Here is an 18,060-nt window from a genome sequence, read left to right as displayed (position 1 = left end):
CCTTTGCGGCAACTTAGGAGTCACTGCTCCGGAACCTAATCAACTAAATCCTTCCTTGATGCGATTTTTCACTTCATGCTTTACGGTACTGCTGGTACTGCTGCTGCCCCTGGGGCTGGTGGGCCAGGGGGTTACGACCTCTTCGATCTTTGGTCAGATCACTGATGGCACGAACGGCGAACCCCTGATCGGTGCTACCGTCCAGGCGGTGCACACTCCCTCCGGTACAACCTACGGCAACGTTACCGATGAGGACGGCTTTTTCCGTCTTCCGGGTCTGCGCGTAGGCGGTCCCTACACGCTGTCGGTAACCTATATCGGTTTCGACCCCCTCATCGAGGAAGGCAAGCAGCTACAGCTCGGTCAGGCCCTCAACTTCAGCCGTGCACTGGGTGAAAGCTCGGTAAACCTGGGTGAGGTGACCGTGATCGCGAACCGTTCCAGTGTCTTCGACGGTGGACGTACCGGTCAGGAAACTACGATCAGCGAAGAGCAGATCGAGGCCCTGCCTACCGTGAACCGGAATATTGCCGACTTCGCGCGCCTCAACCCCCTGGCGAAGATTACCGAAGGCGACGGCTTTGCCATCTCGATCGCCGGCCAGAACAACCGCTTCAACTCGATCTACATCGACGGCGCGGTAAACAACGATGCGTTCGGACTTTCCGGTTCCGGTACCAACGGTGGCCAGACGGGTGTCTCTCCCATCTCTATCGATGCTGTAGAGCAGTTCACCGTATCGGTTGCTCCCTTCGATGTACGGCAGAGTGGTTTTGCTGGAGGTTCGATCAGCGCTGTGACGCGCTCCGGTACCAACGACTTTGAAGGCAGTGCGTACTATTTCTTGCGTAACGAAAGCCTGACGCGTAACCAAGAATACACAAACAACGATCGGTACGATTTCGATCCTATCTCAGAATTTTCGGCTAAAACGTACGGAGCTCGTCTGGGCGGTCCCCTTATCAAGGACAAAGTATTCTTCTTCGTCAACGCCGAACTTCAACGTGACGAAACCCCACAGCCCTTCAGCTTCGGCAACTACGAGGGTGAATCTACCTCCGCCGACGTAGACCGCCTACGCAATTTCGTGCAGAGCAACTACAATTACGACCTGGGAAGCTTCGACAACAACACGGCCTACCTGAATAGCGACAAGATCCTGGCTAAGCTCGACTTCAACCTGAGCGACGTACACAAGCTCAGCGTACGCCACTCTTACGTAAGTGCGGAGAACCTGGAAGCGCGGGGATCCAACGCGCGCAACCTAGACTTCATCAACGGATCGGAGTTCTTCATCTCCAACACCAACAGCTCGGCACTGGAACTGAACTCGATCTTCAACAACAATACCTCGAACAATCTGACGGTAGGTCTGACCATCGTACGGGACGATCGTGACCCCTTCGGTCCCGACTTTCCCACCGTACGCATCAACGACGGTGACAACGGCGCAGGCTTTGAGTTCGGTGCCGATCGTTTCAGTACGGCCAACCTCCTGAACCAGGACGTTCTCACCGTCAAGAACGACTTCAGCATCTACAAGGGACGTCACAATATCCTGATCGGTGCCAACCTGGAATTCTTCAAGGCCGGCAACCTGTTCGTGCGCGAAAACTTCGGCTCCTACCAGTACAATGGTATCGGCGACACGACCGGTCTGGACCAGTTCCTCCTCGGCCTGCCCTCCAGTCAGTTCGACCGCAGCTTCAGCCAGGTCGACAACGTCACGGGAGATGATAGCGAAGCCATTGCTACCCTCAAGCAGAGTCTACTCGGTTTCTACATTCAGGATGAGTGGCAGGTCACGGATGCGCTGCGGCTTACCGGCGGCATTCGGGCAGACGTCTCGCTGTACCCCAACGATGTACCCATCAATGCACAGTTCAATAACGAGACCATTCCAGCCCTCGAAGCGGCCGGTTATGACCTCGAAGGTGCGCGCACCGGTCAGGGTATCAGCTCCAGCATCCTCTTTAGCCCACGTCTAGGCTTTAACTACGATGTGTTGGGCAACCGTACCCTGCAGCTGCGCGGCGGTATCGGCATCTTCACCAGCCGGGCCCCACTCGTTTGGGTAGGTGGTGCGTACAACAACTACGGATTCAATATCGGTGGTGTACGTCTGCGGGATGAAGTCGTGTTCAACCCTGACATCAACTCCCAGGAGCCTGGTGATATCAACGTAGCCGACCCCGATCCATCCGGACAGATCGACCTGTTTGCGGAGAACTTCAAGCTTCCACAGACGACCAAGATCAACCTTGCGGTAGACTATAAACTGCCCGGTGATATCAACCTGACCCTGGAAGGTCTGTACACGAAGTTCAACAACTACGTACGCTACCAGAGCCTGAACCTCGATCCCAGCAACCAGAAGCGGCTGACCGGCTCGCCAGACGACCGGGTGTACTACACCAATCCCGGCGCGATCGACCGCACCTACACTGGTATCTACCTCGGCAGCAACACGGACAAGGGTTACAGCTGGAACTTCTCCGCCGTACTACAGAAGCCCTTTACCAATGGCTTCATCGGTACCCTGGGCTACTCCTACGGTGATTCCTACAGTCTTTTCGACGGTACCTCCAGTCAGAACTCCTCGCAGTGGCGGGGATACTACAATCCAGAAGGACGAAACAACGAGGGTCCGGTGCAGCGCTCCGCCTTCGCCGCAGGTCACCGGATCTTCAGCTCGGCGTCTTACGCCATCGATACGAAGTATACCAAGACCACCTTCGCTATTTTCATGAATGGCGATCAGGCACAACCCTACACTTACGTGATCGGTGCGCGTAACCGTGATCTGGTTAACGATTTCGGATTCGATTTCAATGAGGTCGTATACATCCCCGCATCGGCAGACGATATTAATCTGGTAGAGAACAGAGACGGAGTTAGCGCCGGACGCCAGTACGATGCACTTAATGAGTTTATTGAGGCCGACAACTACTTGAGCGAGAACCGTGGTGGCTACGCGGAGCGCAACGGCGCCTGGGGTCCCTTCAAGGTGATCTTCGACGCGCGTGTGCTGCAGGACTTCAAGGTCGAGATGGCAAATGGTAAGACCAATATCCTTCAGCTGTCCCTGGACATCTTCAACCTCAATAACCTGCTGAACGCGAACTGGGGTAAGTTGAATAATCTCGGCTTCGGTACCTACTCACTGCTTAACCTGGAGGACGTTAGTGAGGATGGCGTGCCTACCTACACCGTACCCAATGAGATCCTCGAAGGCGGATCGCCCGGCACGATCTTCAACGACAACCTCGATGACAGTGGACTACGGAGCAGCCGCTATACCATGCAGGTAGGTGTGCGCTACATCTTCCGGTAGGTTCCCTATCATACGGTAGGTCCGCCTATTGAGCGCAAAGCCCCCAGTCACACCGAGTGATTGGGGGCTTTTTTGTGCATTTTCCGAACAAAGTATGGGACGCTTGACATACAATAGACGATGGCGGATCACACAAAGCAATTTCCCGAACAAGCGAATAAGACCACAGAAGTCGTGGACGAAAGCACTATATCGGTAATCAAAGAGCAGTTGTCAGTCACCACGCGTGAGGTAGTCACCGGGGAAGTTAATGTGCATAAAACAGTGCAGACCGAAACGGTTGACGTACCCCTTACTACCATTCATACCGCATATCGCGAGACCCGGGTACCCATCAATCAGGTAGTTGACACTATGCCGCAGCCACGCTACGAGGGCAAGAACCTGATTGTACCCGTAGTACGGGAAGAGGAGGTCATCACTAAGCGACTGGTACTTGTAGAAGAGATACACCTCATTCAGGAGACCCGCTCCGAAGAACACACCGAGCGGGTGGAGCTACACACGGAACAAGCCGTAGTAAGCCGCTCCCCCCCCACCACAAACACAACCGCTCCACTACCCGAATAGGTAGTGAGCATATTCTTATCACTTAACCAATAAATTTAGCATTAGTAATGAATAACCAGACAGTTATCGGCGTATTTGACACCATGGCACAAGCCAACAGCGCCAAGGAGGCCCTCACCAAGCAAGGCTTCACCAGCAGTGACATCGACGTTTCCAAGTACGGCAGCCACGGCAACCGCGCAACGGACCGGAAGCACGACGATGACGACAACGCCATCGAGCGGTTCTTCGAAAACATCTTCGGCGACGATGATGACGACTACGAGCGCCGCCGCAAGGTCGGCCGTGAAGTAGCCAGCCGCGGCACGGTAGTCACCGTACACACCAACGGCATGGAAAAAGCCAAAAAGGCAGCCTCTATCCTGGATCGTTTCGGTGCCATCGATATGGACGATCGCTACAAGCAGTACGAAAATAAAAGCTTCAACGCTGACACCAACCGGTCGCGCCTGAACGAACGCTTCGGCAACGTCGATACCGACGGGATGATCGAAGTCGTCAAGGAAGACGTAGCCATCGGCAAGCGTGAAGTACAGACTGGTGGCGTCACCGTGCGCAGCCACATTATCGAGCGTCCGGTAGAAGAAGCTATCCGCCTCCGCACCGAGCACGTAACCGTAACACGTACCCCCGTAGACCGTCCAGCCGACGCAGCAGACTTCCGCGACAAGACGATCTCCATGAAGGAGACCGCCGAGGAAGCCGTTGTATCCAAGACCGCCCGCGTAGTGGAGGAGATCAACATCAAGAAGGATGTAGATACCCGCACCGAGACCGTGCGTGAAACCGCCCGGGAAACCGAGGTAGACATCGTGAAGGATGCCGGCGACAAACTGCGTAATGCAGATGGCACCACCCGCACCAACACCAAGCGTAACGACGACCTAGTCTAAGCTCCTCGTTCGCATCAATCGCCGGCAGCCTGGTCTTAGCGGGCTAGGCTGCCGGCATTTTATATCATATAATCATACACTGTTATGGCACAAATACGCATCGAAGAAAAGAAAGCCAGCGGCGGATCAATCTGGCCCTGGATTATTGGCTTACTCCTACTAGGACTTATCATCTGGGGAGTCGCTGAAGCATTCGAGGAATCGGATGAAGTACTTACCGAAGAGGTAATCGAAGAAGACGACACCGTAGCACCCGTTGCTGCTGAAGTGGACGAAGCGGACTATGCAGAGTTCATGACCGCCAAAGAAGCCTTCATGGCCACCACCGCCAATATGGAAGGTGAGATGGGTCTTGATCATGAGTTCAGCCACCAGGCCATTACTCAACTGGCTAATGCCGCTGCCGCTCTTGCAATTGCGGAAGGAGTAGCCGATGAGGCTAACGTCGACAGCAAAGTCAGCCGCGCAAAGAAACTGGCCGACGAGATCACCCGCGACCCCATGGCCGGCGACCACGCCGACAAGATCAAGATGGCCAGCATGCTCATCGTAGAGATCTTTGAAGATGTCGACCGAGTCAATGGTAACGCTACCAGCGACGCGATCAGCAACCTCCGCTCTGAGGCGCAGGCAATGACCGCCGAGTCACTCACACTCAATCAAAAAGAGAACGTTCGCTCCTTCTTCGGCCAGGCCCGGGAAGTACTGAGCATGATGGGATCATAAGCATCCCCTCCCCTCTTTTTGCAACTAAAAAATTATCCATTATGAGTACTATTATTAATGACACCGAAAACACCCGGCTGAAGTTCCTCGAGGATCTATCCGGCTACAAAGTCCACCACGACGACGTAGACCCACGCGGCTACAGCGTCAAGCTGAGCTCTGATGAGACCATCGGAGAGGTAGAAGGCCTACTCGCTGATACTTCCGCCAATTTGGTCCGCTACGTCGAGGTAGAGATCGACGATGATGTCATCAAGCGGCACACCGGAGACCGCTACACCGAAGAAGACCGTCACGCGCTCATTCCCGTCGGGCTGGTGCACCTGAATGCCTCATCCAACACGGCGACCCTACTGGGGCTGACCTTCGATCACCTGGTCGACTACCCACGCTTCCGTAAGGACAAGGGCTACACCACCCGGTACGAGATCGACACCAACGATTACCTGGCAGACTTCCACGAGTACGGTAGCAGCTACGATCGCAGCCGGTTCTCTACCAATGAGTTCCGCAACGCCAATACCCTGGACGATGACTTCTACACCAGTGGCTTTTATACCACCAAGATGCCCCGGTAAGTTTACCCTCCGGCAATACCTACCCAACCCGATGTATCATCTGCGATACATCGGGTTTTTTTACCTCCCGAACTGTCGCTGCCCGTCGTAGCGATTCTGGTTGACCGGCACCTCGAGGAAGTCGAAAACACCTGGCTTAACGGCGATACTGAACTGATAGGTATTTACCTGGGGAGCCCAGCTAAAGCGCATCTCCCAGCAGTGCAGGTCGCGCGCAAAACTGAGATAGGGATAAGTGATACGTTTACTGGTAAAGTCATAGCCGATCTGACCGATGTTGACGCTCCAGTTCTCCGTCAGGTTCAGCGCACCCCGCAACTCTATACTGTTGGCCGTCGTATTGAACCGCAGGGTATCCCGGGCCCCCGGTACCTCAGAGGTAGCGATCTCCCGGTCGAGCCGGAAGTTGAGGGTGTGCCGGATGCTGAAGTTTTCGAATAGACTTAGAATGTCCGTCTCCTCAAACAGCGTAGCCTCCTCCTCCCGGCGCTTGCGTCGCTCTTCGGCTACATCGGTGACAAATTCTTCCTCCTGCCCCTGGAACAGCTCGCGAAACTTGGCTACCGTAAGGTTTGTCGAGATCGTCCCGTTGAAGCTACTAAGCTGTACGGGCACGCCCCGCTCGCTTAGCGTGGTACGGTCTACCCTACTCACCTGCCGGGTACGCTCGTTGTAGGTACTGATGTAGGGATCGAACTGCGCACGCAGCGACACCTGACTGAGTCCCTTGAAGAAACGCGTACTACCGTTCACGCTGATGGGACTCCACTGTAAGCTATCGGCGCTCAGCTGGTAGCGGCCGCTCACCCCGATATTTTGGAAGAGCTTGACGATTTTATCCGTGCTGTCTTTGCGGCTGTAGACCTTCGCCTCGAAAAGGTTGCTCAGACTGTAGTTGATGCCCAGATTGCCCTCCGTGCGGGTGGGCTGACCAAAGAGCTGTCCGGCAAAGGGAGTCACGAAGCGCTCGGCGTCCCCGCGTTCCGGGTCGATCTGTGCCTGTGAGATGAAGTACGGCAGCCCGCTGATGAAGTCCGTCGCATCGCGGTTGTCCGGTTGGTAGCTAAGCGAGGCAGATGGTTTGAGTACGTGTCGCAGCCCCTTCAGTCCGAAAATTCCGCGGCGGCGCCCGAACAGGATCTTACCGAATAGCTGCGTACTCACGCTCACTGCCGCGCTGAAGTTGCGAAAGCTGGCCAATCCCGGGTTGAGCAATTCTTCAATGGTGGCAAAATCCGTGGTGTCCAGAAACGGATTACCATCCTCATCGAGCGCCTCCGTAGTCCTGATCGTTGTAGTATCGAGGAAATAATCCAGCGTTTTACCGTAGTAGACCTCCGAGTAGTTCATGCTCGGGCTCACGTTGAAGTACTTCAGCACGTTCAAACTGAGGGAAGCACTGGCATCCTGCTGAAAGCCGTAGCGGGCGTTCGTAAGCGTTTGGGCCGTGAAAAAGCTTGTATCGAGGCCCTCAAATTCCGTGCGTAGTTGGTTGCCGTAGCGTACGGCCAGCTTCTTGTACCACTTGCGCTGACTCCCCGGCAGATTTCGGAGGGGGTAGATCGTCTGGGTCTGAAAGCGTGCATCGGGGAAGTTGACGCTGATCTCGCGGGTCTGGTTATTCTGACTGTGATTCAGTCCTGCAGTGAGCGTAGACTTAAGCTTCGGGAAGGTCTTGGTCAGGTTCATCGACGAGCGGATCACGTTCTTACTCGCCGCATCGTAGGTATTGATGAAGCGCTGATCGACCAGGTCGGTCTGGAAATTGATGCTACCACCAAAGGTGAAGGTGGGATGCGCGCGGGGATCTTGTCGGTGCGTCCAGTTGATAGAAATACCCTTACTGATATCTTCCTCCAGGCCTTCGCTGATGGGCGTCTCGTCGCGCAGGCGCCGGTACGAAAAAGATGCGTTACCACTATACTTGTACCGCCGGCGGTAGCTGCTGGCTAAGTTGATGGTATAGGTACCGTTCAGGTAGATGTCTCCCGTAGCCGTGAGGTTGACGTGCTCGCCCAGTGGGAAGAACCAGCCGATCCCCTGAAAGCCGAATCCCCACTGTGGACTGTACTGGTAGTCGCTGGGGAAGAGCAGGCCGCTCGACCGACCGCTCTTCAGCGGAAAGAAGCCGAAGGGCAACCACAGCGGCGTAGGTACGCCCATGATCTCCAGGTTCGACGGACCGATGATGGCCAGTTTATTCGGCACGATCTTGGCCCGCTGCGTCCGTACGCCGAAGTGAGGATGCTCCAGCGAGCAGCTGGTAAAGATGGCTCCTTCGGTATAGATCACGTCCGAGCGGGTACTGTCGTTGCTCTGGATCGCTCCGCTGACGAACTTTGACTTACCGCCACGGATAAATATCTCATCCTGCGTCGTCACGGTCTCCCGCACGATCCCCTTCTTGCTCTTAAAGTTATACTCCAGACTCTTTGCCGTAAATTCCTGACCCCCATCACTGAATAACGGGTCACCTACCAAAACACCTGCGCTATCCGGGTAGGGTTCGGCCCGCACCACGTTGGTGCCGTAGTCCAGGGTGATATAGTCTGCTTCCAGGCTGATCTGCTGGTAGTTCACCCGAGCGGCGCCGTACAGATGTATACGCTGATTGACCAGGTCTACGTCCATACTATCCCGGGCCTGGTAGTCGACTGCCGCGTCCAGACTATCCGGACTGACACGGTAGGCTGCCGTGGAGCCGGTAAAGGCTACAACCGGGGGAATACTATCCACCTGCGCCCCCGCAAAAGAGGACATACAGTGCAGGCAAAACAGGAGGGCGGCGGCGCGCAGGTGCAAGGGAAATACGGTTGAACTACAGGGTCGGTGGATAGACACGGACAACGGTCTGCACGTTAAAGTCGCGCCCCGAATTTTATGCCTTTAACGCTTTCTTAAGGTGAGCCGGCAAAGGTACGATAAAGGGCCGCGCGGGCCCGGGTCAGTCAAATTTGGTATATTTCCCGGTACACTTATTTCTTCTCCCCCCTCATCAACTATCTATGATATGCCCTCCAATTTTGTCTTCGAGCTACTCTGTATCGACCCCGAAGATATCAATGACCAACGCGGATTTATACACGCCATCAGTTACTCCAATGATGTCTGGAACGGCCGCTCCCCCATCATCACCTCCGATAAGAATGGCAACGATTACATCAAGGGAGACGGGCTTGCCGTCACCGTCATCAATGTAGACACCAGTAAAATTCTTACCGACCTTGTTGAAGCAGCCTTCGTACTCCGGGTAGAAAGCCCCATGTTCGAGCCCCTCGAACCCTTCCGGCAGCGGCTGCTGCGCCACCTGAGTGACAAACTGCGCTTCAAGCACCTGCGCGTGCTGCAGGACGATATCAGCTCCGAGATCGCCAACCAACTCTACCCCAAGATCAATGCGGTGGAAAATCTGTTGCGGCGGTACCTGATCAAGTTTTTCTTCCAGCGGGTGGGGATGTCGTGGTGGGAAGTGACGGCCACCCCCAAGATGATCGACAAGGTCAAGGCCCGACAGCGCAACCGCTCTAATCAGTTCAGCTACTTTATCAACTCAGACATCGAATTCGCTGATTTCGATGACCTTGGCCTACTGATATACAAGCAATCTACCGGCTTCAACGAACCGGAAAAGGTGCTGGAACGACTCTCCCACATCGATACCGTCGAGGAGCTACGGGAGCTCAAGAGCAACCTGGAGGGCAACTACACGAAGTACTTCAAGACCTTTTTTCGCGACAAGAACTTCGAGCGGCTCTGGAAGGAGATGTCCAAGATCCGCAACAAGGTCGCTCACCAGGCGACCTTCTTCCACTCCGAACTGCGCAAGGGTATCGAACTGTCGGCCGAGCTGACCAGCATCATCAAGGAAGCGGAAAGCCACATCGACGAGATCGTACTATCGCTGAAGGAGAAGCAGGCCATCCACCAGGCCGCCGCAGAAGTGGTACGCGAGGAGCAGGTGGAGGCTGCCGTCAACCAGGTACTCGATCTGAACGGGCAGCGCACCCAACAGGCCACCAACGAATCGGCTAATCTGCTGAACCCCACCGACGACGAAGCCGACAGTGACCATCGTGTCAAGCTGACCGGACCGAAGGTGATCGGTAAGATCAAACTGGAGCATAAAACCAATAGCTACCGCGATACCGCCCCCCCGGGCTACCGCGTCATCACGGCCGAAGAGATCGTCGAGGAACTACACGACGCACTGCACCTCAACTTCACGACCTACGTGGGCCTGAAGTGGTTCGTCACCCAGTACCTGGCCAACAAGGGCTATGCGATCGGTACGACCTACTCGCTGGTCAATATCCTGATCGAGCAGACGCATATCGAACTGTACGATTACGAGAGCTCGGAAGGCTACATGATCAAGGCCGTGCGCCTACCGTCCACTACTCCAAAATCCGAAACGTAGTCCGCCGGTTGCGCTGATGCTCCTCCTCGGTACAGCGTTCGCAGATGCATTCGGCGACCGGCTGGCTTTCCCCGTATCCGCGGGCGGATAGGCGGCCAGCTTCGATACCCGCCTGCACCAGGTAGTCGACGGCAGCTTGTGCGCGGGCCTGAGAAAGGGTTTCGTTGTAGGCGTCCCGGCCGCGGCAGTCCGTGTGACTTCCCAGTTCGATAGTGATATCGGGGTTCCGGCTTAGCAGCTCGGACAGTTCGTTGAGCGTAGGCTGTGCGTCTTCCCGGATGAAGCTCTCGTCGTAGTCGTAGTAGATGTTCTCCAGAACGATCTCTTCGTTGCGGAAGATCTTTTCGATCTCAAGCTCGAGTTCGTAGCGCTGTTCGGGGGCGTCGGGGTCCCGCGGCAGATTGCGACTACTGAACCGGCCTTCGGCAGCCAGGTAGTCGGGGCGTTCGGCGCGGAACTCGTAGCGCTGATCATCGACCAGCACCAGGCTGAGTTGACCCTCCTCGTCGGTGGTCACCGTCCGGCTCTGATCGCCCACTTGTGCGATGACCGTAGCGTTGGGTACGGGTCGCACGCCGAGCACCCGGCTGGAAGGATTAGTGGGATCTTCGCGAATCTTCTCTACCACCGTGACATCCAGTACGTTGCGGTAGGCAATGGGCGTCGTATCGGGAGGTGGTGGGGGCAGCTGCGTTTTGGTGTACGCGTAGATATCGTCACTACCCGCACCGCCGGGCCGGGAGCTGCTGAAGTAGCCCGTGGTAGTTGACCCTATGCCCGTACCGTCGCGCCGCACGATGGTGTAAGCAAAATCGTCAGCTCCACTGTTGATGGGCAGCCGCAGGTTCTTGGGAGCGTTATACCGTCCATCCTCGAGCGGCCAGGTGCGGAAGATATCCAGTCCTCCGAGCCCTTCCAGCCCGTCGCTGGAGAAGTATAGGGTATCGCCGTCCAGGGTGGGGAACTGTTCGTTACCGGCGGTATTGATGGCGCGGTTCATGAGGTCCGGGGTGCCCCAGGCACCGTCGGCTCCCTTAGTGACCCGGTACAGGTCGTAACCGCCCCACCCTTCCACGAGATTCGCGGAGAAAATGAGCGTACTTCCATCGGGGCTGAGGGCGGGGTGCATGTAGTTGGCGTCGGCCGTGACGAAGGGAAGCTTTTCCGCTTGTCCCCAGCCATCGCCCACGCGCTCGCTCACGTATAGCCCACAGTAGGCATCCGTGCGTTTGGCGGGCGGACTGCAGCGGGTGAAGATCATGGTGTTACCATCGGCGCTGAAGGAGGGGGTGCCTTCGTTGTCCTCCGTATTCAGCGTGGCGGTAAATCCGGTGACGTCGCTAGCCGTAGGGTCTACCGAGAACAGGTCACTGAAGCTGCGTCCGGTCCAGTTGTACGTCTGGTCGCCGGTAGCCGCGCCGCGGTCGCTGGTGAATACTAGGGCGTCGTTAAAGGGTACGGCGGCGTAGTCGGCCTGCGGGCTATTGAAGGCCACGGGGTTCACTTCGTATTCCTGACGGTCCTGTTGGGCCTGCCGCTCCTTGAGCTTCATGGCGAGTTCGGCGCCGGCAATGTCCTTGCGAAACTCATAGCGGCTTCCGATTTCGAAGCCTAGATCGGTATACGTTTGGATAGCGTCTTCGTAGCGCTCCAGCCGCTTCAGTGCGGCAGCTTTCTCGCGCAGGGCATCCGGTCCGACGCCGTTATCGTAAGCGGTCTGGAACCACTCTACGGCCTGCTCATCCCGGCCGGTCTCCCGCAGGCTGATGGCCAGGTTATTGGCGATCTCGCCCTGCTGACCGCGCGACTTGGCGCGCTTGTACTCCCGCTCCAACATGGGAATAGCCACCTCATACTGCTTGCGGTCTACGGCAGTAGCCCCGTCGGTGATCTTGGCGGTATAGGTACAGCCCGCGAGTAACAGAAGGACGAAGACGGCTAGGCAGGCACGCAGCATAAGAGTAGACTTTGCACGAAAACGACTGGGAAGTAGCATTGTTGGCCTGGGTGCGTCGGCTGCCCGTCGCACCCGCGTACGCGCCCAATTTGGATGTAAAACAAAAGTGGTTGAAACTGCCAATCTGTCAGCGCCTCACCCTACCTTTGCGGGCCAAAGGCGCCAATACTATGTATAATGATAATCCGACGATCGAGCGACTCGCCCCCAAGGTAGTTGACGAATCTGCACAGGGAAAGGTGTATGAAGCATTTGACACCCAGTCCGACGCCAGTAAGCGGTTCTATATAGAGAGCTATGGCTGTCAGATGAACTTCAGCGATTCGGAGATCGTGGCGTCTATTCTGGGGGAAGCAGGGTACGGTCCGACGCGCGATCTGGAGGCCGCCGATCTAATCCTGATTAACACTTGCTCGATCCGCGAGAAGGCGGAGGATACCGTACGTAAACGCCTGCGGGTATTCGACAAAGTGAAGCGCCGCCGGCCGGGCACGATGGTGGGCGTACTGGGCTGTATGGCCGAGCGCCTGAAGGCGAAGTTTCTGGAGGAAGAAAAGCTGGTCGATCTGGTGGTCGGGCCCGATGCCTACCGCGACCTACCCAAACTGGTAGCCGGAGCCGAGGAAGGTGATCGGGGGGTGAACGTGTTCCTGAGCCGCGAGGAGACGTACGCCGATATTAACCCCCTCCGCCTGCAGAGCAACGGAGTGACGGCCTTCATTTCCATCATGCGGGGCTGCGATAACATGTGTTCCTTCTGCGTAGTCCCCTACACCCGGGGCCGTGAGCGAAGCCGCAGCGCGTTCAGTATCGTAGCCGAGGCCACGGATCTGTTCGATCGGGGATTCCGCGAGGTGACGCTGCTGGGCCAGAACGTAGACAGCTATAAGTGGGCGCATCCCGAGACGGGACAGGTGGTCACCTTCGCGGAGCTACTGACGCTGACCGCGGCGGTGGACCCCGACCTGCGCGTGCGCTTCAGCACCAGCCACCCTAAAGATATTACCGACGATGTACTGTACGCGATGCGGGATCACCAGAATGTGTGCAAGTACATCCACCTGCCCGTACAATCGGGCAACAGCCGCATCCTGGACCTGATGAACCGCACCTACGACCGGGCTTGGTACCAGCAGAAGATCAATCGCATCTACGAGATCATGCCGGACTGTGCCATCAGCTCGGACGTCATCACGGGCTTCTGCACGGAAACGGAGGAGGAGCACCGCGATACACTGACTATGATCGACTACGCCCGCTACAGTATGTCGTACATGTTCTACTACTCCGAGCGCCCCGGCACGCCGGCGGCCCGCAAGTTCGAGGACGATGTGCCCCTGGCGGTGAAAAAGCGACGCCTGCAGGAGATCATCAATCTGCAGACCGGAATCAGTCACGAACTGAATCAACAGGACATCGGCAAAACGTTCCGGGTGCTCATCGAGGGGGAATCCAAACGGTCGGACGAAGACTGGAAGGGGCGAAACAGCCAGAACAAAATGGTGATCTTCGCAAAGGATGGCACGCACCGTCCGGGTGACTACGTACACGTCCGCGTGACGGCTGCCAGCTCCGCTACCCTACTCGGTCACCATGTACAGTCCTAAGTCATGGCAGCGATAGCAAGTGTAAAGCGACGCTACGGCATCGTGGGGCGTTCGCCCGCCCTGGAAAATGCGCTCAATACCGCCCTGCGGGTAGCCCCCACGGAGTTGAGCATCCTGATCACCGGAGAGAGTGGTGTGGGCAAGGAGGTATTCAGCCGCATCATCCACGATAACTCGCCGCGCAAGCACGAGAAATTTATCGCCATCAACTGCGGTGCGATCCCCGAGGGCACGATCAACAGCGAGCTGTTCGGTCACGTCAAGGGGGCCTTCACCAATGCTACCGGTGACCGCAAGGGCTACTTCGAGACGTACGACGGAGGGACCATCTTCCTGGACGAGATCGGCGAGATGCCTCTGGATACCCAAACTTACCTGCTGCGGGTACTGGAAAGTGGCGAGTTCATACGCGTAGGGTCCAGTACGACCCAGCGTACGGACGTGCGTATCGTAGCGGCCACCAATCGGAAGCTGAGCGAGCGCATCGAGGCGGGTAAATTTCGCGAGGACCTGTTTTACCGGCTGGCCACCGTCAACATCGAACTGCCGAGCCTGCGGGAGCGCCCCCAGGACGTGTACCTGCTGTTTCGCTATTTCGCCAACAATTTCGCCGAGCAGCAGGGATTCGAGCCCATCCAGATCGACGATGAGGCACGGTGGTTGCTCGAGAACTACCAGTGGCCCGGCAACATCCGCGAACTAAAGAACGTAGCCGAGCAACTAAGTATCCTGGCCGAAAAGCGGGAACTGACCAGTGTGGACCTGCTCACTATGATGCCCAAATTGCGGGACCGTAACCTGCCCGCCATTACCCGGCAGAACGGGGGCGGGGGCGACGGGATGCAGGAGCGGGAGATCCTGTATAAGGTACTCTTCGACATGAAGTCTGACCTCAACGACCTCAAGGGGCTGATCTTCGAATTGATCCGCAACAACGATCTGCGGGTGCCGGATATGCAGAAGGTGCGCTCGCTGCAACTGCCGGCGACCTACCCCGCCGCGGCGGAAGAGATCGACCGCCGCGCCGGCGGCGATGCCGGTTACGTGGAGCCGGTCAGCCGCCGCCCGCCCACCGTGGAAGACCCCATCATTGTCGACTCCAGTATGCAGCGCGCCTACGACCGCAGCGAGATCGTGGAGGAAGACCTCAGCCTGGCCAATGCCGAGCGTGAGCTTATCCGCAAGGCGTTAAAGAAGCACAATGGCAGACGCAAGGAAGCGGCCGCCGAGTTGGGAATCAGTGAACGGACGCTCTACCGCAAGATCAAAGAATACGAGATAAACGGTTAGCCGGCTCCCCCGACTGCCGCCCGCCTGCCCCCGTGCAAACCTATGTAAAGACCATAGCGTTACAGTGCCGTAGATAATCAACCCGCGGCGTCCCCCAACGCTTCCCTAGTATCCCCCCTATGCGTAACGAAGTAAAGATTGGAATCCTGGCTGTAGTAGCCATACTACTCGCCTTTTGGGGGTTCAAGTTTATTCAGGGAAGCAACCTTTTCTCCTCCTCCCAAACGTACTACGTAGACTACGCGGATGTAGCCGGACTTACCGTCGGCACACCCGTACAGATATCGGGCGTGAACGTAGGTACCGTCAACGAAATCCAGCTGGATCAGGTCAAGAAGCTCGTCCGGGTCACCCTGGAGATCCGCAAAAACGTCAACGTACCCACCGGCGCCAAGGCGTACATCAGTACCGTCAGTCTGCTGGGTGAGAAGGCCGTCCAGCTAGAGTACACCAAGCCCTGCTTTGGGGACGGAGACTGCGCCGAAGACGGTAGCTACCTGGAGGGCTCTTCCAAGGGCATCCTATCCTCCTTCCTTGGTACGGACCCGGATGCAGACCCGGCCGACGGCATCAAGGCACAGTTAGGGGAGGCGGTAGATAGCCTGCAGTGGACGCTCTTCAGTCCGGAAAGCGATAACCCCATTGCCCGCTCCTCCCGCGATCTGGCCGCTACCATGGAGAACCTCCGCGCCGCCTCCCAACGGTTCGAAACCCTGCTGGATGCCAACAGCCGAAGCATATCTACCACGACGCGTAATTTAGCCAGTCTGACCAATACGCTAGATGCTCAGGGGGAGAGCATCGCGCACATCTTATCGAACACCGATACCCTGACCACCAACCTGAGCCGCCTTCAGCTGGACCAGACCGTCGACGAGGTCAATACCAGCATCGTGCAGCTGCGTGGTACGCTCGACAATGCCGACCGCGCGCTGAACGGCATCACTGACGTATTCAATGATGTGCAAAACGGGAACGGTACGCTGGGCAAACTGCTCACCGACGACGAGATCTACAACCGGCTCAACCGGGCCAGCCTGGCTGCCGATACCCTGCTGACCGACCTGCAGGACCGCCCCTACCGCTACGTACCCTTCAAAAGCCGTAAGCGGGTCATGAAGTTCGACCGTAAGGACGCCGAGCTGCAGGAGGAAAGCAATTAGCATGAAGGTCCTTGCGGCTGAGCAACACCGGGAGCTAGACGCCGCTACGCTGCAGGAGCAAGGCATCAGCAGCAAGCAGTTGATGGAACGGGCCGCAACCGCCTGCTTCGACGCTTTGTGCAGGCACTTTCCAGCTACCTCACGGCCATTTACTGTTGTTGTCGGTAGCGGAAACAACGGAGGTGACGGATTGGCCATCGCCCGGCTGTTGCACGTCGCGGCATATACCGTGCGGGTGGTGCTGGTAGACGTTGCACCTGCGTCCGCGGATAATGAAGCGAATCGACAACGGGCCCGGGAAGTGGGTGTACCCCTCATACCGTGGGCAGCCGGTGAACCGCTTCCTACCATCGAACGAGGCTGCGTACTGATTGACGCGCTGTTTGGCACGGGCCTCAGCCGACTGATCAGCGGACCGCTCGCCGCGCTGATTGACCACCTGAACGCCCAGGATGTCACCCGCGTCGCGATCGATCTACCGAGTGGCTTATATGCCGACCGGCCGGCTGCTGGATCGATCATCCGGGCCGAGCGTACGCTAAGTCTGGGATACCCCAAGGCGGCGCTGTTCGCGGCGGCTAACGCAAGCTACCTGGGCAAGTGGGAACTGATTCCCTTTTCACTGTCAGCGCCTTATGTAGATGCAGCGGAAGTAAATCACCACATGCTTACCGCCGATATGGTAGCGGCTTACCTGCGCAAACGGGAAGGTAGTGACCACAAAGGGACCTTCGGCCACGCGCTACTTGTGGCTGGTGCGTACGGCAAGATGGGGGCCGCCGTCATCAGTGCGCGATCCGTACTACGGGCCGGTGCGGGGCTGGTGACTACCCACGTCCCGAGAGCCGGATACGAGATCATGCAGATCAGCTTTCCGGAGGCTATGTGTAGTGTGGACGTGCACAAGTACCACTTCACTTCAGTGGACGCTCCCTCCCGCTATGATGTAGTAGGTATCGGACCCGGGCTCGGTACGGACGAGGCTACGGCTAAGGGGCTGGACCGCTTGCTGAAGGAGTACGCCCGGCCAATGGTAGTGGATGCCGATGCCCTCAACCTGATCGCCGAGCGCGGATGGATCGATCGCCTTCCGCGGGGAAGCATCCTGACCCCCCACCCGAAGGAGTTCGAGCGCCTGTTTGGTCCTACCGCAGATGACTTCGCGCGCTGGGAGTTACAGCGCGACCGGGCCATGACCCTCGGTGTAATTGTACTCTGCAAGACGAATCATACTAGTATCGCTACGCCGGACGGACGCCTGTACTTCAACACTACCGGCAATCCCGGGATGGGTACCGGCGGCACCGGCGATGCGCTTACCGGAATACTTACCGGCCTGCTGGCGCAGGGATATTCCAGTGAGCAGGCGGCGCAACTTGGTGTATACCTGCACGGGCTGGCTGGTGACCTGGCAGCCGTGGCACTCGAGCAGGAAAGTCTGCTCGCGGAAGACGTGGTACGCTACCTGGGCAAAGCATTCGGCCACCTACATCGGCGCAAAACCTAAGCCCGAACAAATGGGGGC

The 18,060-nt window shown here is 57.2% G+C and carries 12 protein-coding genes; 10 read left to right on the top strand and 2 right to left on the bottom strand.

The genetic code is table 11. The features are described from left to right. Nucleotides 1-58: 58 nt before the first annotated feature. The 5 genes from MJQ68_RS06090 to MJQ68_RS06070 all read left to right on the top strand — a co-directional run bounded on the left by MJQ68_RS06090 (nt 59) and on the right by MJQ68_RS06070 (nt 6,101). Nucleotides 59-3,334, top strand: a complete 3,276-nt coding sequence (locus MJQ68_RS06090) for a TonB-dependent receptor (RefSeq protein WP_238750139.1) — start codon at nt 59-61, stop codon at nt 3,332-3,334. Nucleotides 3,335-3,454: 120 nt separating this feature from the next. Continuing rightward, nucleotides 3,455-3,904 (top strand): YsnF/AvaK domain-containing protein, encoded by a 450-nt coding sequence (locus tag MJQ68_RS06085; RefSeq protein ID WP_264758995.1) that lies wholly within the window; start codon nt 3,455-3,457, stop codon nt 3,902-3,904. Between the two features lie 47 nt (nt 3,905-3,951). Continuing rightward, complete coding sequence (locus MJQ68_RS06080; RefSeq protein WP_238750137.1) at nt 3,952-4,797, top strand: YsnF/AvaK domain-containing protein; 846 nt, start codon at nt 3,952-3,954, stop codon at nt 4,795-4,797. A gap of 84 nt (nt 4,798-4,881) precedes the next feature. Further along, a complete protein-coding gene (locus tag MJQ68_RS06075) occupies nt 4,882-5,523 on the top strand; it encodes a hypothetical protein (protein ID WP_238750136.1) in 642 nt (213 codons plus the stop codon). Between the two features lie 41 nt (nt 5,524-5,564). After that, nucleotides 5,565-6,101: a YlmC/YmxH family sporulation protein gene (locus tag MJQ68_RS06070; RefSeq protein WP_238750135.1), complete on the top strand. Its 537-nt coding sequence runs from the start codon at nt 5,565-5,567 to the stop codon at nt 6,099-6,101. A gap of 60 nt (nt 6,102-6,161) precedes the next feature. Here the strand turns inward: MJQ68_RS06070 and MJQ68_RS06065 are convergent, their stop codons facing one another. After that, entirely contained in the window at nt 6,162-8,861 is a 2,700-nt protein-coding gene (locus MJQ68_RS06065) for a putative LPS assembly protein LptD (RefSeq protein ID WP_238750134.1), read from the bottom strand. A gap of 250 nt (nt 8,862-9,111) precedes the next feature. Here MJQ68_RS06065 and MJQ68_RS06060 point away from each other — a divergent pair, with 250 nt between their 5' ends. Then, complete coding sequence (locus tag MJQ68_RS06060; protein ID WP_238750133.1) at nt 9,112-10,518, top strand: HEPN domain-containing protein; 1,407 nt, start codon at nt 9,112-9,114, stop codon at nt 10,516-10,518. On the opposite strand, the gene MJQ68_RS06055 is transcribed toward MJQ68_RS06060, so the two are convergent. Further along, nucleotides 10,496-12,475, bottom strand: a complete 1,980-nt coding sequence (locus MJQ68_RS06055; protein WP_238750132.1) for an OmpA family protein — start codon at nt 12,473-12,475, stop codon at nt 10,496-10,498. The two genes, MJQ68_RS06060 and MJQ68_RS06055, sit on opposite strands and share 23 nt — an antisense overlap. Before the next feature lie 170 nt (nt 12,476-12,645). Here MJQ68_RS06055 and miaB point away from each other — a divergent pair, with 170 nt between their 5' ends. The 4 genes from miaB (at nt 12,646) to MJQ68_RS06035 (ending at nt 18,042) form a co-directional block, all read left to right on the top strand. After that, the gene (gene miaB, locus MJQ68_RS06050) at nt 12,646-14,082 is read left to right on the top strand and encodes a tRNA (N6-isopentenyl adenosine(37)-C2)-methylthiotransferase MiaB (protein ID WP_238750131.1); all 1,437 of its coding nucleotides are present in this window, start codon (nt 12,646-12,648) and stop codon (nt 14,080-14,082) included. A gap of 3 nt (nt 14,083-14,085) precedes the next feature. Continuing rightward, nucleotides 14,086-15,372 carry a sigma-54 interaction domain-containing protein gene (locus MJQ68_RS06045; RefSeq protein ID WP_238750130.1) on the top strand — a complete coding sequence of 429 codons (1,287 nt, stop codon included), beginning with the start codon at nt 14,086-14,088 and terminating at the stop codon, nt 15,370-15,372. Nucleotides 15,373-15,491: 119 nt separating this feature from the next. Next, complete coding sequence (locus MJQ68_RS06040; RefSeq protein WP_238750129.1) at nt 15,492-16,535, top strand: MlaD family protein; 1,044 nt, start codon at nt 15,492-15,494, stop codon at nt 16,533-16,535. Nucleotide 16,536: 1 nt separating this feature from the next. After that, nucleotides 16,537-18,042, top strand: a complete 1,506-nt coding sequence (locus tag MJQ68_RS06035; protein ID WP_238750128.1) for an NAD(P)H-hydrate dehydratase — start codon at nt 16,537-16,539, stop codon at nt 18,040-18,042. The last annotated feature ends 18 nt before the right edge of the window (nt 18,043-18,060 follow it).

Origin of the sequence: Neolewinella maritima, assembly GCF_923081025.1 — a bacterium.
GTDB classification, from domain to species: domain Bacteria; phylum Bacteroidota; class Bacteroidia; order Chitinophagales; family Saprospiraceae; genus Neolewinella; species Neolewinella maritima.
Note: the sequence above shows the minus strand (reverse complement) of the source record. Positions and strands in the feature narration are given on the sequence as shown.

Bases quoted from the DNA above. Each gene is read 5' to 3' on its own strand.
- MJQ68_RS06035 (WP_238750128.1), top strand. From the start codon at position 16,537: ATGAAGGTCCTTGCGGCTGAGCAACACCGGGAGCTAGACGCCGCTACG.
- miaB (WP_238750131.1), top strand. From the start codon at position 12,646: ATGTATAATGATAATCCGACGATCGAGCGACTCGCCCCCAAGGTAGTT.
- MJQ68_RS06070 (WP_238750135.1), top strand. From the start codon at position 5,565: ATGAGTACTATTATTAATGACACCGAAAACACCCGGCTGAAGTTCCTC.
- MJQ68_RS06040 (WP_238750129.1), top strand. From the start codon at position 15,492: ATGCGTAACGAAGTAAAGATTGGAATCCTGGCTGTAGTAGCCATACTA.
- MJQ68_RS06075 (WP_238750136.1), top strand. From the start codon at position 4,882: ATGGCACAAATACGCATCGAAGAAAAGAAAGCCAGCGGCGGATCAATC.
- MJQ68_RS06045 (WP_238750130.1), top strand. From the start codon at position 14,086: ATGGCAGCGATAGCAAGTGTAAAGCGACGCTACGGCATCGTGGGGCGT.
- MJQ68_RS06080 (WP_238750137.1), top strand. From the start codon at position 3,952: ATGAATAACCAGACAGTTATCGGCGTATTTGACACCATGGCACAAGCC.
- MJQ68_RS06090 (WP_238750139.1), top strand. From the start codon at position 59: ATGCGATTTTTCACTTCATGCTTTACGGTACTGCTGGTACTGCTGCTG.
- MJQ68_RS06055 (WP_238750132.1), bottom strand. From the start codon at position 12,475: ATGCTGCGTGCCTGCCTAGCCGTCTTCGTCCTTCTGTTACTCGCGGGC.
- MJQ68_RS06065 (WP_238750134.1), bottom strand. From the start codon at position 8,861: ATGTCCTCTTTTGCGGGGGCGCAGGTGGATAGTATTCCCCCGGTTGTA.
- MJQ68_RS06085 (WP_264758995.1), top strand. From the start codon at position 3,455: ATGGCGGATCACACAAAGCAATTTCCCGAACAAGCGAATAAGACCACA.
- MJQ68_RS06060 (WP_238750133.1), top strand. From the start codon at position 9,112: ATGCCCTCCAATTTTGTCTTCGAGCTACTCTGTATCGACCCCGAAGAT.